The 13,331-nt window shown below is 37.9% G+C and carries 12 protein-coding genes; 5 read left to right on the top strand and 7 right to left on the bottom strand.

Annotated features, from left to right (window positions below; genetic code table 11):
• Positions 1 to 305 precede the first annotated feature (305 nt).
• From V7L29_RS19095 to V7L29_RS19070, 6 genes are all read right to left on the bottom strand, one after another.
• Positions 306 to 947: a type I restriction endonuclease subunit R gene (locus V7L29_RS19095; RefSeq protein WP_334736495.1), complete on the bottom strand. Its 642-nt coding sequence runs from the start codon at positions 945 to 947 to the stop codon at positions 306 to 308.
• A 243-nt stretch (positions 948 to 1,190) separates the two neighbouring features.
• Positions 1,191 to 2,279, bottom strand: a complete 1,089-nt coding sequence (locus V7L29_RS19090) for a T3SS effector HopA1 family protein (protein ID WP_334692491.1) — start codon at positions 2,277 to 2,279, stop codon at positions 1,191 to 1,193.
• A gap of 158 nt (positions 2,280 to 2,437) precedes the next feature.
• Positions 2,438 to 3,694, bottom strand: a complete 1,257-nt coding sequence (locus V7L29_RS19085) for a phosphotransferase (RefSeq protein ID WP_334736494.1) — start codon at positions 3,692 to 3,694, stop codon at positions 2,438 to 2,440.
• Between the two features lie 450 nt (positions 3,695 to 4,144).
• Positions 4,145 to 4,417 carry a hypothetical protein gene (locus V7L29_RS19080; RefSeq protein ID WP_334736493.1) on the bottom strand — a complete coding sequence of 91 codons (273 nt, stop codon included), beginning with the start codon at positions 4,415 to 4,417 and terminating at the stop codon, positions 4,145 to 4,147.
• A gap of 99 nt (positions 4,418 to 4,516) precedes the next feature.
• On the bottom strand, positions 4,517 to 4,735 hold the full coding sequence (locus tag V7L29_RS19075; protein ID WP_334736492.1) for a DUF4160 domain-containing protein: 219 nt from the start codon (positions 4,733 to 4,735) through the stop codon (positions 4,517 to 4,519).
• Positions 4,732 to 5,598: a WYL domain-containing protein gene (locus tag V7L29_RS19070; protein ID WP_334736491.1), complete on the bottom strand. Its 867-nt coding sequence runs from the start codon at positions 5,596 to 5,598 to the stop codon at positions 4,732 to 4,734. The genes V7L29_RS19075 and V7L29_RS19070 overlap by 4 nt, the downstream gene beginning before the upstream one ends.
• A 204-nt stretch (positions 5,599 to 5,802) precedes the next feature.
• Here V7L29_RS19070 and V7L29_RS19065 point away from each other — a divergent pair, with 204 nt between their 5' ends.
• Genes V7L29_RS19065 through cas5d form a run of 5 tightly spaced genes read left to right on the top strand, consistent with a single transcriptional unit; the run spans position 5,803 to position 12,804 of the window.
• Entirely contained in the window at positions 5,803 to 6,036 is a 234-nt protein-coding gene (locus V7L29_RS19065; protein WP_334736490.1) for a DUF433 domain-containing protein, read from the top strand.
• A gap of 58 nt (positions 6,037 to 6,094) precedes the next feature.
• On the top strand, positions 6,095 to 8,095 hold the full coding sequence (cas3, locus tag V7L29_RS19060) for a type I-D CRISPR-associated helicase Cas3' (RefSeq protein WP_334736489.1): 2,001 nt from the start codon (positions 6,095 to 6,097) through the stop codon (positions 8,093 to 8,095).
• A 3-nt stretch (positions 8,096 to 8,098) separates the two neighbouring features.
• Positions 8,099 to 11,080, top strand: coding sequence for a type I-D CRISPR-associated protein Cas10d/Csc3 (cas10d, locus tag V7L29_RS19055; RefSeq protein ID WP_334736488.1), 2,982 nt, complete (start codon positions 8,099 to 8,101; stop codon positions 11,078 to 11,080).
• The gene (gene cas7d / locus V7L29_RS19050) at positions 11,080 to 12,135 is read left to right on the top strand and encodes a type I-D CRISPR-associated protein Cas7/Csc2 (protein WP_334736487.1); all 1,056 of its coding nucleotides are present in this window, start codon (positions 11,080 to 11,082) and stop codon (positions 12,133 to 12,135) included. Before cas10d ends, cas7d begins: the two co-directional genes overlap by 1 nt.
• A 3-nt stretch (positions 12,136 to 12,138) precedes the next feature.
• Positions 12,139 to 12,804 carry a type I-D CRISPR-associated protein Cas5/Csc1 gene (cas5d, locus tag V7L29_RS19045; protein ID WP_334736486.1) on the top strand — a complete coding sequence of 222 codons (666 nt, stop codon included), beginning with the start codon at positions 12,139 to 12,141 and terminating at the stop codon, positions 12,802 to 12,804.
• Here cas5d and V7L29_RS19040 read toward each other — a convergent pair whose 3' ends face one another.
• Positions 12,805 to 13,215 carry a hypothetical protein gene (locus V7L29_RS19040; RefSeq protein WP_334736485.1) on the bottom strand — a complete coding sequence of 137 codons (411 nt, stop codon included), beginning with the start codon at positions 13,213 to 13,215 and terminating at the stop codon, positions 12,805 to 12,807.
• Positions 13,216 to 13,331 lie beyond the last annotated feature (116 nt).

Genomic DNA, 13,331 nt, shown 5'->3' with positions numbered 1-13,331 from the left:
TTGCCACAGCGATAGTCAGTAGACCGAAAACTTTTGCGTTAGCGTACCCCTACTAGACAAGCAAGCTACGCAAAGCGTTCCGTAGGAAAGCTCACTGTATTCCTACGTCCAAGCAAGCTACGCGTAGCGTCTGTCTGCGACACGCTGCGCGAACGTAGAGAAGGTATCGTTCTGAGGAACAAACTAAAAATCAGATTGGCGATCACAACTATTAACTCCCAGTTCGCCTATTTTTTCTGGAGTTAGAATAAAGGCTACTCAGGGGTGAAAGATTGACCACCTGGACGGGACTCTCCTAAGTGAGCTTATGACGCAGCAGAGATTACCTGACCGATACGCTTGAGAATTTGCAAAACACTGTACAGTTCTCTGGCAGATGCAAACGGTGCGAAGACCCTTGACAGGTCGTACTGTGGCGTATTTGTTTGCGTCACTTTCACTAATATTATATCGTCGCCATTCGTCACCATACCGAACACAGGTTTATTGGGGTTGGGGTTAGCCATCAGGTAAGCTAGGGCTTGCGGTACAGCTGACCAAACCGAAAGCGTGGTTTTTTTTGACTCTAACACCATGACCCAGAACTGATCTTGCAGCACTAAAACATCAATCCGTCCGCGCAGTATCTCCTCGCCATCATTCAGCACCAGTTCCACGGATGATTCAGCCTTAATCCGAAAAGGAGGATCGTAAAACCCGGAGAATGCAAGAATTGGTGACACCAGTAACAAAATTACTGTCCCTTCTAGTAAATCACTTCCGGCACGGTGATAGATATATCTACGCCGCAGGACATCCACAGAAGCTTTTTCCGCTTCTGTAATTTCAGGTAATCCTTCATACCACTCCGGGAAAAACTGCTCATTTTCAACGCGGACGAAACCGAATCGATTTTCTGCATCCAATAGAGTGGTAATCGCTTCTGTAATCGCTGCGGTCTGTGTCATTAGTTCTAGGTAACAGTACAGTTGCGAGGCTATATGAGAGCATAAGCCCATCTTTATTATCGTCAATTGGCGCGATCGCTTAGAAACTAGTAGATACTGATGTAGATATATATAAAGTAAGAATGAATGTTGTTGCACTATGTCGCAGATAGTGCAAGGGTAGGGTTTGGGAAGTTATTGTAAGTTTATTGACAGTTATTGAGTAAGATTACCGATAATTTAAAATTATTCAATCCCCGTCAATCAATTTAGGGGGTAATATATATCCTTAGAATTAGGATTAAGATAAGGACGCTGCAAATCTATTAAGTGTCGCGTAAAGTGTTGGTCAATAACCCTTATCCGTTCCTCCATCGCATTCTTACCTTTTTGCCAAGCTTCTAATAAAGCATTAGCGACGATTTGGCAACGGTTCATCCCAAAACTTTCTTGTGCCGCAAATTTTTGGGTTGGTTCTTCGGCTAAACCTAATCCTGGTGCTAAAAATTTTGTAAACAAGGGGATTTCGGGCTGGAAATGAAATTGATTTTCTAGATAAATAGCCTGAAGGATTGTGCGGATTGCTGGATAGTCGTGGAGTTCAAAGTAGAGTAGCCCCGAATCATAGCGTCCGTATGCACAGGGATTGTGAAGAACCTGAAAGCTAAAGGGAATCGAGGCTGCATTCAATTGCAGTGTCAGGTTTTCCATGAGAGCGATCGCACCAGATGCCGTAAAGTTAAAGTAAATTCGCCCTGCTCCCAAATCAGCATCAGGGTTGCTTTGGCGTTCCTGTCCAACATTACTAACTGCCAAGTAACAGCCATTTTGCAGCCGATTTTTGGGCATCCAGATTGCTACCATATCACCCACTTTGGTAGATTTCTTACTGGATTCTAAATGGCAGTCTGGCTCAACATAAAGTGTTAAACCGCCTTTAGTCACCGCCATAGTACCATCAGGTTCTTTCCGCAACACCTGCCATTGAGGGTCAAAGTAACCTATGCCGTGATTACACTCGTGCAATTGCTCGTAAAAGTTCCAATCAATCTCTAAAATGGAATTATCTGCTAAATTATCCTTTGGCGGGCGATTAGTACTATCACTATTGACTGCCAAAGTACTTTGCAGGGAGCCATTGTAATAGATCCCATAGAGAAAGTTTCGCAGCAATAGAGTGAGATACTTTTGTTGTAAATCTACAGAATTGTGCTGAAATCTGTCGGCTATTTTAGTCGGCAGAGCAAAGGGTTGATAATTGGGATGGTAAATACAAAAATTTGACTCAATCTGGATATTTTTAGCAATGTCGAATAGAGAATTTAGCGATTGATTGATAGAGTAATTTAGCATTAATCCATTTACAACTCAAACTTTAAAATTACAAATTATGAAACCACTATGGGGCAGAAATCTTCTGAGATTTCTCATAGGATAAAGAACATACAGAACAATTCAAAATGTCTAATTGAATTTAAAAGTCAGCTTTTAAATTGTTCTGTTACCTGCCATTAACAACCGCGAAGCCGAGTTTTTTCGTAATAAATGCGAAGTAACTGCTGCTCTTTTACAGGTTGAGAAAGTTTATGGATTTTTGCTACAGGATTCAGGATTTCTGACTGCGATATCCCGAAAATAGTCAGTACAGCTTGCTCCGGCATAATCAGTAAACTTTTAGCTACTTGGAGCATACAGATGTTAACATTATTAAATGATTTATGGTTCGTAATTATATCCTGAATTTGATGAATCAGTGCCAGCCCCGCAAATTGGATAACGCGCAAAATAAAGTCAGTGCGGTATTCCAAAATCATGGGAAAGGCATTTATATAAGCCCTAATTAGGGCAATAATTGAAGGTTGTAAAATCTCTAAAGGTGTTAACGCCAGATGTAGAGATTCTTCTAACTCAATGGTGGGGTCCACTACGAGACTCTTAAGCCAAATTCCTAAATAGCTTGCCAGCAAAGTTCCTAAATCAAAGGCTGGATCTCCCCAAGAACAAGCTTCCCAATCAATTAGTTGTACTAGGCAATTGTCTAATTTCTCCCACCTTGAATGAACTAAAATGTTGTTCAATTTTAGGTCGTTGTGAGTCAAGCAGCAAGGATTCCAGTCATATGCCAAATCTGCGATCGCTGATTCCAAACTCTCGTACTGTTGGTAGAGAACATAGAATTTCAGCGCATCTGTGGGAACAGTTCCAAAAATCTCTGGCCCAATTGACCCTACCCCTTGCGCCGGATTGTAAAAGCCATAGCGAAACTCTCCTTGGGGAGCAGTTGCCATAAAATCCTTATATTCTCGGCGGTTGAAGGTTGCACGATGCAGTCCCGCCAAAGTAGTGCCGATCGCAAAAGCAATTTGTTGTGGAAAAATCTCATTGTTGTGGTAGAATATCGCAAGCTCCAGATATTCACTCAGGTAATTGCGAACGAGGATAGAATTTTCTTCGTCAAAATGCACTACTAATGGTGCGTAGTTTACAGCCGTAGGCATCGCTGAAATATTGCTGAGAACTGGAAACTGCTGGAGCAATTGGTGAAACAGCCATTCCTTAAACAACTCATGGGGCGGCGCATCATTGTTGATGTTACGTTTTTGTTTAAGGAGCAATTTCTGATTATCTGCTAAAGTCACTAGTAAATCGAAATTGTTATTGCTACTTCCTGGCAACTCAGATATGTCTGATGCGCCATCTTCTAAGCTACACAGACCTGCGTCTTGTAGATACTGGATAACGTTATGAGAAGACAGTGATAATACCATGTATTATTTCCTACTTCAAAAATTACTTAAATTTATCTGTGTCAAATTTGCTTGGTCTTAGCAGCTTTCGTAGATAGTGTGTGAATAACAATAGAGATTTGTACAATCTACTAATATCCCATATTTGAGATAAAAACCTGCCAAAATGGCACCAAGTGCTTTACAATTGCTTTAAAATTTACTCCCAGATACCGTGACATCTTTACACTTTATCAGCATAGTTACTTAGATACATCTAGAGCAAGTTTTGTGGTTGAGCCTTCTAATTAATTAGTCATTAGTCACTTGTACTGAGCGACTTGTGCCGAGCAAAGCCGAGGTAAGCCGTAAAGCCTGCGACATAGCTACGCTTAGGGCGCAGCCTAAGAAGAGAAGTATTAGTCATTGGTCATTGTTTTTTGGTGCATACTCCGCCATTTATTGGCGGAAAAACTAATGATTAGGACTAATTCAAACCACGTTAAAGAGTGAGCGTGGTATTTCTCTTGGATTAATGACTAATGACTCTCGCGTTGCGGTTTTATCTAGCTCCATCTCCTTTTTTTGTGGCAAAGAAGCATCCCCAGCAAAAAACTGATTGGCGGCAGATGTTGTTTGATGTTCAGTAGTCATCCTGAAAGCAGCGAAGAATTTCAGTAATCCTTCGCGGTAGGAAGCATGACGTTCAAGGCTATTATTTTTATTTATCATCACATAGCCAAAAAAACCGGACTTTTTAGGCAATTAGTAATTATTTTTTTCTTTAATTTTCAGAATTTATGTCTGGAAACCTTGTTATCAGGTCATTTGTGTCACCTACAAAGTGTAGATGACTATAGGCAATCAAAGATAACGGCTACATGAGTGCATCTTATGGAACTGCACTTTTGTTAAGTGCGTTTGTCTGGGAGTCAGTTCTCCTTCTAAAATTTCCAGGGTTTGGATGCTGACTATGGCTTTCTGGTTATTGTAGCGAACGTGAAAGTGTGGCGGTGGATGGTCGATTATAGTACATTGTGATGATAATTCCGAAAAAACGGCTAATTTCTGGCATTCTTTCATCCCCTGGTTTCGATATCGTATAAGTGGCATAAGGTGAGGAGTTTTTGCTTGAGGCGATCGCGCACATTCTCCGGCGATATCACCACACAATCTGGCGCATACTGCATGACTTCGCGGCTAAACCAAAAGGTACTAGATACTCGCCTGATGACTCGCCGGACTCGCGCTTTATCTGGTAGCCACTCATTAGTATTGTCTTCTGGTTTAGCTTGATAGGCAAAAGCCAAACCAGCAAATAGATGCATTTCCACTTCTATCTCAGCTAAATTAGCTCGCCACTCACCAGAAATTGGCATGACAGCAGCTTCTGTAATCCTGTCTAATCGTAAACTCCAGTTGTGAAGTAGTTCTGGTAGATCAAAGTTTCCTTCTGTCTCTTCGCACCAGCAATCAAGATATAGCCGCTTTTCGTGAGGTGTAATTTTGGCATGGCGAACAGTAAAATTAAACACACGCTCTGCTGCATCCTGATAGGAAAGCTGAAACGGCTGTTCGCGCAATATATAGCGGTCTATCTCTAAGCGCCAAGATGGGGGCAAATTCTCTAAGAAACGTTCGATTTCGCCTCGCAGCGGTAATGATAGTTCGCTGCGTTCCAGAAGTAAGTTCGCAATGATTTGGGCTTGTTCAATTTGCCCGATGTCTGTCAAAGCATTGATACATCTATGTAATGCCCTAATGCGTGGTTCTTTCCAATCGTTATTGTTACCGATGAGTAACTTACGTTGAGCGATCGCTTTAATTAACTTAGAGATGTTAGGCTCCTCTCCCCACATCATACCGAATTCACGAGCGATCGCTTCTAGCTCGGCTTTATCACGTTCTGATATCGACAGTGTAATAGATTGACCTTTTCGATTCATTAAAAATGTCCGTATACTTTGTACATATTTTCTCTTGTCAACTTCTATTTTGCGTGTCAATATAGTTTTTAACAACCAGTTACGGACACTATTTAAGTAAAGCAAACAACTCGCACCAATGGTGCGAGAAATTAGCTAGAGAGATTTTTTACTCATCCATCAAACTGCAACCATTGGTTGCAGCAAATACTTGAACTTAAAATTATGGTTCAAAATAACCTATTTTCCCGAATTTCTATAGACCCAAATATTTGTTTTGGTAAACCTTGCATTCGTGGACATCGGATTTGGGTTTCTTTAATTCTTGACCTTTTATCCGCAGGAGAAACAATTGATACCATTCTTGAAGCTTATCCAGGCATCGAAAAAGAAGACATACTAGCTTGTATTGCCTATAGTGCGGAGATGATAAGGAATGTTTTTGCAGATTCTTACTAATTTAGTGTATGTGTAACCATGCCAGATTCTCTCCGATTTTCAGAATTGAGAGTAATTTATGAAAATAAAACTCTTTTCCACATGGTCAAAATATTCCCAAACTTCAGTTTCTCATATTAAACTTGTTACCCATCAACAAGAAGTTTGGGATGCTATAAAAACTTATCAAGTTGTCTTTGATACTGCTCTAACTGGTGACGGTAAAACTTTAGCTGCTCTTCTTCCAGCATTTTATGAACGTGAATTAGGACTAGGACAAGGTTTATTTAACTATCCTACAAATGAACTTATTCGCGATCAAGCCAAACAAATAGGAAAATGGAAAAATGAATTTAATATTGATTTACAAATAGGAGAACTCACAGGAGCTAAATTAGCTTCATATATAAGCGCAGAAGGCTTTAATAAGCTGGAAACATTAAGAAATTTTGCTAATGATAATAAGATAGTCGCAACCAACCCTGACATTTTTACTTTAATTCATCGTTTATACTATGATCGCAGAGGAGGTAACAAAGCTCGTTTAGCTGAAAGTTGGTTTAATAAATACCGCTATATAGTATTTGATGAATTCCATATTTTTAATGCACCACAGATTGCTAATGTTCTAGATGGTATCGCATTTAACAGAGCAAGTTTAGGAGATCGTTTTGCAGGAAAATTTCTTTTTCTTTCTGCTACCCCAGATAATGTTTTATTGAGAGTGCTTGATAAAGCAGGAATTACTCCAAAAATTATTAAGGGTGAGTATGAGCATGATTTAAAAAGAAGTGATACTAATCGGAGAATTTTACATGAAGTTGATTTAGATTTAGTTACTTCTGAGCAAAACAATGGGGGAATTGAAAATTGGGTTTTTGAAAAGTTAGAATACATCAAGCAATTCTTTTCTCAATATCCTAAATCTAAAGGGCTTATCATTGCTAACAGTGTATTTGCTGCCAAGCGAATAGTCAGAACTTTAGAGAATGCTAATTTGGGCTTAAGCATAGGAGAAAATACAGGTCTCACTGGTGCAAAAATTAGAGAAGATGCAATGAATCAACAATTGATTATTGCAACTTCCACAGTTGATGTAGGTGTAGACTTTGCTATAAATTTTTTAATTTATGAATCTTTAGATGCTGGTACATTTATTCAGCGTTTAGGCCGACTAGGAAGACATGATGGATTTACTACTTACCAAGCAATAGCTTTAGTTTCAGATTGGGTAAAAGATAAGTTTTGTGAGTTCTATAGCAATAAAACTGAAGTAGACAGAGAAAGTTTTTTTCAAACTGTTAGGGAGAAAGTATATCAAAAGCCCCAAGAATTTCAGCGATATTTAAGCCGTTGGGGTTGTGTTCTCTCAACAATTAGATATTGCTTTCTTAGCCAACAAAAGGATCAATATCAAACTCTGATTGAGCGTTATTCTCAGGAAGCTACGCGGCTTGTTGGTGCAACTCCCAAATGGTGTAGGCTGAATGAACTCAAAGAGCACAAAATTATTATTAAGGATTTGGAGACTTTTCGAGGTGCAGGACAGTTAGATATATGGATTAATGATCCAAATACAAATGCTGTCAGGAGTATTAGTTTATTACGTTTACTTGCAGGAACAGATTTTGAACTTATTTCAGAAGATGAAGCTCAAGAAATTAGCCGAAATTTAAATGAACCTTTTTATAAAAATAATTTAGGATTCTATGCACGAATTACACAATACTTAAGTACCTATAAACTTATAGAAGTAAATTTTATAGATTATTTAGATAGGTTAAATCTCAATATAGCACAAGAGAGAAAGGGATTTTTCATACAGAGTCGGCATAGAGAAATTAAAAAAATAAATGAACAACTTAAATGTTTACCTCTTACAACTTGCGTTGCAGACCCTAGCAAATACGATATTAAAGCATTGCGTCGTATTTATAGATTACCTGCCTTATTTGAATTACACAAAGTAATAGACTTCAGTCGAAAACAATATTCTGTGGCTTTTGGATTAGATGCACTACTTTTAGACAGTCTTCTTTATTGGCAAAAAACAAATGAAATATTTATAGCAGGAGAGTAAAAGATGACAGATGATTTTGATTGGTTACTACCTGATAGTTATAGAAAACCAGTTATACCTGAAAAAGAACCTCCTTTAGTAGTTTTAGCATTGGATACTTTGAATAATGCTGAAGATAAAGTTTTGCGAGATTGGATAGAAAAGGTATTTCCTAATATTCTTGATTACTTTAGCCTCAAACCAGCAAAAGGAATGAGTTTAGAAGCAGCTGAAAAACTAGCTGTTAATGTCAAAACAGAGAAAAAAGACAAGATTCTTACTAAATTAGTTGAACATAAAGACCAAAGTTTAGCTATACACCTTTTAAATGCAGCTGTTGGTGGTTGGACTCTAGTTAAATTAGCAAATTTAGATGAGCTTGAACAACGCCTGTATTTAGCAGCAGTTACTCTACACGACCTCAATAAAATTGTACTCACGCAATTAGGTAACGTGCGGATGGATGGTAAGGAATGGGATAAATACCATCATTATTTTAATGTTTGGGCTGAAACTTTAGGACTATGGAAATTTATTAGCGGTGAGTATTGGCAAGATATAGCTTTTCTTGCTCAAAATGCTGAAGATGCAAGAGGAGCAAATTTGACTCTTGCTAACTTCCAAGAAATACAATTAGCCCCAGAACATTTGATGGATTTAGCTGAATTTGTTCGCTTTGCTGATTTATTAGCTTCTATGGCTCATCGTCCAGATAGTTTATATCAAGAAAATATTCAGGCAATTGTACGACGCAGGTTAAAGGATAAATATGTTATTCGCCATCATCGTACTATAGAAAACCGAGGACTATTAACTCAAACAATCCACAATGCAGTATTAGAGAAAGCAAGGGAAGTTGGATGGAAAGCTTTTTTATTCTTCCCTGATGGCATTACATATTTTGCACCAAAGGATAGTGAGAAACCAGATTTATCAAACCTTGCTGAAATAGTGCGATCGCACATCTTAAAAACTGCTGCTAAGGGTTTGGGTAGTTTAATTTCTCGTCAACCCAAAGGTATTATCAGTTGCAAACCAGATATGAAAGAAGTGGCTGATGTTGAACTTGCAGCAGAAACTCTTATTCGTCAGGTTTTTAATATACTTGGTGAAAAGCGAACTCCTGTAACTGGTGAGAGAAGAGAAAAAATCAAGTTACTTCCTGAATTAGTAAATTTAGATTGGAATTATCCCGCTAATTTACAGGTAGATAGGTTAGCAGAAGGAGCCAGAGGATTAGTAGACATTCTCAAAGAATACTACGGAGTAAGTGAAGAGAAGGCTATCCAAGCTTTACTTAATGCTTTAGATATGAACGAATATGTAGAAGCTTTACAGCGTATACCTGCTCTTGGCGGTGTACCTCATGGTTGGTATTTTTTAGCTGGTCATTATCTCGGTAAAAATGGCAGCTTAAATGATGCTGAACTTGAAAATGTAATGATAAAAGTTATCCGCCAAGTTATCACAGAATGGGGTAAACCAGTACAATTAAGAGCGTTTGCTTTTCTTGATGCTTATATTGCTCAAGTATTAGATATCAGCAATAGTGATAAACAACATGATTTTGAAAAAGAGTTAAATCGCTACCATCGTAATAAAGCCAATCGCAAACGTGAACCAATATGTGCTGTTTGTAATAGTGCCTTTGATGTACGAGAGGAATTTTCTAGTTATACCAACAAGCGAGTGACTAGCCTTTCTAAAGAGTCTTTACGTGGCATTTGTACAGTTTGTCAAGTAGAAAAACTACTTCGCAGTTATTCTTTACGCCGAAGTTTAGAAGCAGAGGATGATGTTGTTTATCTGCACCTTTACCCAGATTATTACTTCACACCAGAAACGGCTCTCATAATGAATCGAGCCTATAAAAGCTTTGCTCAAAATGTATTTTCTGATTTAGATAAAGAATTAGCTAAACATAGTTATAACCCTAAATATATCCCTCGTGCAGATGTTTTTAGGGTAGGTACTGATTCTAAAGAAAATGAGAAGCGGCGACTTGAAAAAGTGGAATATTTAGAAGGACAAATGCACGGCTATTATCTTTTGGGGATTCCAGCGTTATTTAAGAAACCAACTGATACAGAAGTATGGCATATACCAGCACTACTAACGCTAATTGCACCTTTAACCTTTGGGGTTAAAGTAGTTGCTAGTCGTTCAACTCTTCCACCATACGATTCAGGAACAGATTTTAAAGAAACTGCGGTTTTGGATGGTGTACATACCTATTGGCAACACAGCATCAGAAAATCTAGTTTCCGTCTTGATGAGTTAACAAATGTTATTCCTGCTGCATTCTCTGTGTATGCTCTGACATCTCAAGCATACCGTGATAGTAGAAATTTTCCTGTATGGAATGCTTTAAATAATGTTTCTCAATCTTTGGATACTAGTCTTTTGTATGTGTTCTATTATGCAGAACGCATACTCGAAAATATTAAAAAGGAGGAGCGCAAAAAAACAACTCAACTTAATGATCCATCAATTATTGTTTCTGCAAAATTGTTGAACTACTACCAACTTTTGATTAATTATTACCAATGTAATAACCCTATGCAAATGATTGAAGCATTAGTGAATAAATATGCTCGTTTTTATCGAGCTTCAGGTAAACATTCCTCAGCTTATACAAGACTTCGACCTTTAAATATAGCCGCAAAAGTTATCTTAGAAAGTCAGCCTAATACTGCTGAAGGTGACCTGCAATTAATGATAGAGGGTTACTTGTTTTCTCTAGTAGATGGTGTACTAAATAACAATAACGAAGGTTATATCCCATCGGAAGCAGTGAAGGATAAAAGCCAGCGTCAAGCTCTGATTGAAGACTTTGCTCAATACTTTGTCAAAGAAGTATTTAAGAACTATTGCAGGGCTGAAAGATCACTTCTAAGACAAAATATCAATCTTATTCGTCATGCGGCAGAAGCTTGGTATATCAAACAGTACATCAAAAAACCTGAAGAAAAAGCACAAAATTTAGAAAATAAGGAGTCAAATTAATGTTTGAACAGTACAAAAAACATTTTCAAGAATTTATTCCTCGCATTCCTGGAGCCAAATATGCTCACTTTTTAATTCTGCGAGAAACTGACTCTTATGCAGTATTTAAAACTGATGGAGAATTAAATGTAGCTAGAGTTAGAGCAGGAATTAATAATTCACAACTAATTAGTCGTTTAGTACTTTTTAAACGTAAACAAACTACTCCTGAACGCTTAACAGGGCGTGAACTATTGCGGCGTTATGAAGTTTACAACTACATAAAAACCCAACATAAAAAAGACTGCGCTTACAATGAAAATCCTTGTGGAGTTTGTCCTGACTGTGTTGTTTACGGTTATGCTGTGGGTAAAGGTGGTGCAGATAATTCTGGTTCAGAGAAATCCAAAGTTTTTATAGATTCAGCTTACGCTGTTCCCAAATATGAAGAGTCCCACGGAACTTTTACGCTGAATGCACCCTATGAAGATGGAACTATGACGCAAGGAACGGACACTACTAACCGTTTCAGTGAACAAGACCATGTTTTACCAGAAGTTCCTTTTCCCAGCGTAGTTACATTACGCGACCCAACACCAAATACTTTTTTATATCTGTTAAATAATTTGTACCGTACTAAACGTTACGGTGCTCAAACTACACGCACTGGACAGATGCGAAATAAGGTTGTAGCAATAATATTTGCTGATGGCGAAATTTTCAGCAACTTGCGCTTAACTCAAAAAATTTACGACATTATCGGAGATGTCTTACCTCCTTATAGGCTTGATTTTATCAAAGAAGCTACCGAACAAGCTGTGAATGAATTAATTCAAGAAGACGGAGTTTTTTATGAATTAATTGCAAAAGAAGCACTTGTATCTCTTCAAAATGAAGCTCAATCTATTCTTGCAGATGAGGCTAGTTTCCAACAATGGATGAATTCATTGACAGAAGAGACTTTAAATTATGCAAAAGCATCGGGTGTTCTTAAAGAAGAAAATCCAGAAAATAGCAACACTAGCAGCAGAAGTAGAAGGAATAAAAATAAGACGGCTGAAGATGAGGAAGCATAATGTATGCACATTTACCGTCTTCTCATTACTTTACAAGACCCATTATATTTTGCTACTCGTGAATTAGGTAGACTTTATGTAACAGAGCAATATTTACATAATTATGCTCTGACTTACGCTCTTGGTTTAGCAAAAAGCAGCTATTACGATGCAGAACATATACCGCATTACGAAAGAGAGTTAGAACCTCTCAATCAGCAAGGTATTTATATTACACCTGCACGTCCTTTAAATTCTGCTTATGTGACGCACACTTATAAATTTGCTAACCTCTCTTACCATGTCAAAATGGATAAAATCAGCAAAAATATCCCAACATTTGGACGTATCCGTGAATTAGCGCCTGAAAGTCGATTTGAGTTTTTTGTCATTTCCCAAAAAGAACTCAAATTACCAAAGTGGATTCGCTTGGGTAAATGGATGAGCAAGGCTGAAGTGACGGTTGAACAATTACAGAAACCTAAAATTGCTGAAGGTATATTCACTTGTACCCATCCATTAAATCCTTTAGATATCATGTTCACTAATCAAGTAATTAGCTATGATCTTGTGAATATGCCTCCAGTTAGCTTAATTCAGAATGTCCAAATGCGAGGTCAATACTATCATTTTGATGGTATTCAAAGCTTAAAAATTCCAGCGCGGATGGAATATCGTTTTCGGAGTTAATTACTTCCCAAAACCTTTGCCACGGGTTTTATTTTTTGTCGGTTTTATCGTCATTAACTCTGCTTTAAAACCTCTGGAATCTTGCAACATTAACTTACGAATTCGCTGGCGTTGGTAAGTCTGCACCTCAGCAGCTAAGGGATGAGTAGGGTCAATTTTTAAGTGAGTGATAGAAGAAACATATTTTTCTTTACTTTCAGGATTATTTGGCTCTTTTAATCCGCACATGATCCCACCTTCATCTCCTGAATAGCCAACGAAATCAATTTCAAATTCTTTGTCTGGATCAGCGTTTTCTCCTTTTTGCTTTAATGTCTTCAAAAACTCCTTTCCAGCCCGTGCTTTAATTGGTAAGCTCTCTTTTAATTTTTCAGTAAGTGCCTTTGCTGCATTGTAATCATCAATTCTCATCGCTCTAGCTCTTTATTTCAGTTTAAACCTCATCCATCTTGAAAACTGGAGTTTTTCTAGAAAACATATTACTGTGAATAAGTGGGTGTAGAGAATGAAACAGGAATGCTCAAAGT

Origin of the sequence: Nostoc sp. (genome assembly GCF_036916575.1) — a bacterium.
Lineage (GTDB): Bacteria > Cyanobacteriota > Cyanobacteriia > Cyanobacteriales > Nostocaceae > Nostoc.
The sequence above is the reverse complement of the archived record's forward strand: the minus strand, read 5'-3'. Positions and strand labels throughout refer to the sequence as shown.

Excerpts from the sequence above, each read along its gene's own strand:
- V7L29_RS19070 (WP_334736491.1), bottom strand. The coding sequence starts at position 5,598 with ATGAATCGAAAAGGTCAATCTATTACACTGTCGATATCAGAACGTGAT.
- V7L29_RS19090 (WP_334692491.1), bottom strand. The coding sequence starts at position 2,279 with ATGCTAAATTACTCTATCAATCAATCGCTAAATTCTCTATTCGACATT.
- cas3 (WP_334736489.1), top strand. The coding sequence starts at position 6,095 with ATGAAAATAAAACTCTTTTCCACATGGTCAAAATATTCCCAAACTTCA.
- cas10d (WP_334736488.1), top strand. The coding sequence starts at position 8,099 with ATGACAGATGATTTTGATTGGTTACTACCTGATAGTTATAGAAAACCA.
- cas7d (WP_334736487.1), top strand. The coding sequence starts at position 11,080 with ATGTTTGAACAGTACAAAAAACATTTTCAAGAATTTATTCCTCGCATT.
- V7L29_RS19095 (WP_334736495.1), bottom strand. The coding sequence starts at position 947 with ATGACACAGACCGCAGCGATTACAGAAGCGATTACCACTCTATTGGAT.
- cas5d (WP_334736486.1), top strand. The coding sequence starts at position 12,139 with ATGCACATTTACCGTCTTCTCATTACTTTACAAGACCCATTATATTTT.
- V7L29_RS19085 (WP_334736494.1), bottom strand. The coding sequence starts at position 3,694 with ATGGTATTATCACTGTCTTCTCATAACGTTATCCAGTATCTACAAGAC.
- V7L29_RS19065 (WP_334736490.1), top strand. The coding sequence starts at position 5,803 with ATGGTTCAAAATAACCTATTTTCCCGAATTTCTATAGACCCAAATATT.
- V7L29_RS19075 (WP_334736492.1), bottom strand. The coding sequence starts at position 4,735 with ATGAAAGAATGCCAGAAATTAGCCGTTTTTTCGGAATTATCATCACAA.
- V7L29_RS19040 (WP_334736485.1), bottom strand. The coding sequence starts at position 13,215 with ATGAGAATTGATGATTACAATGCAGCAAAGGCACTTACTGAAAAATTA.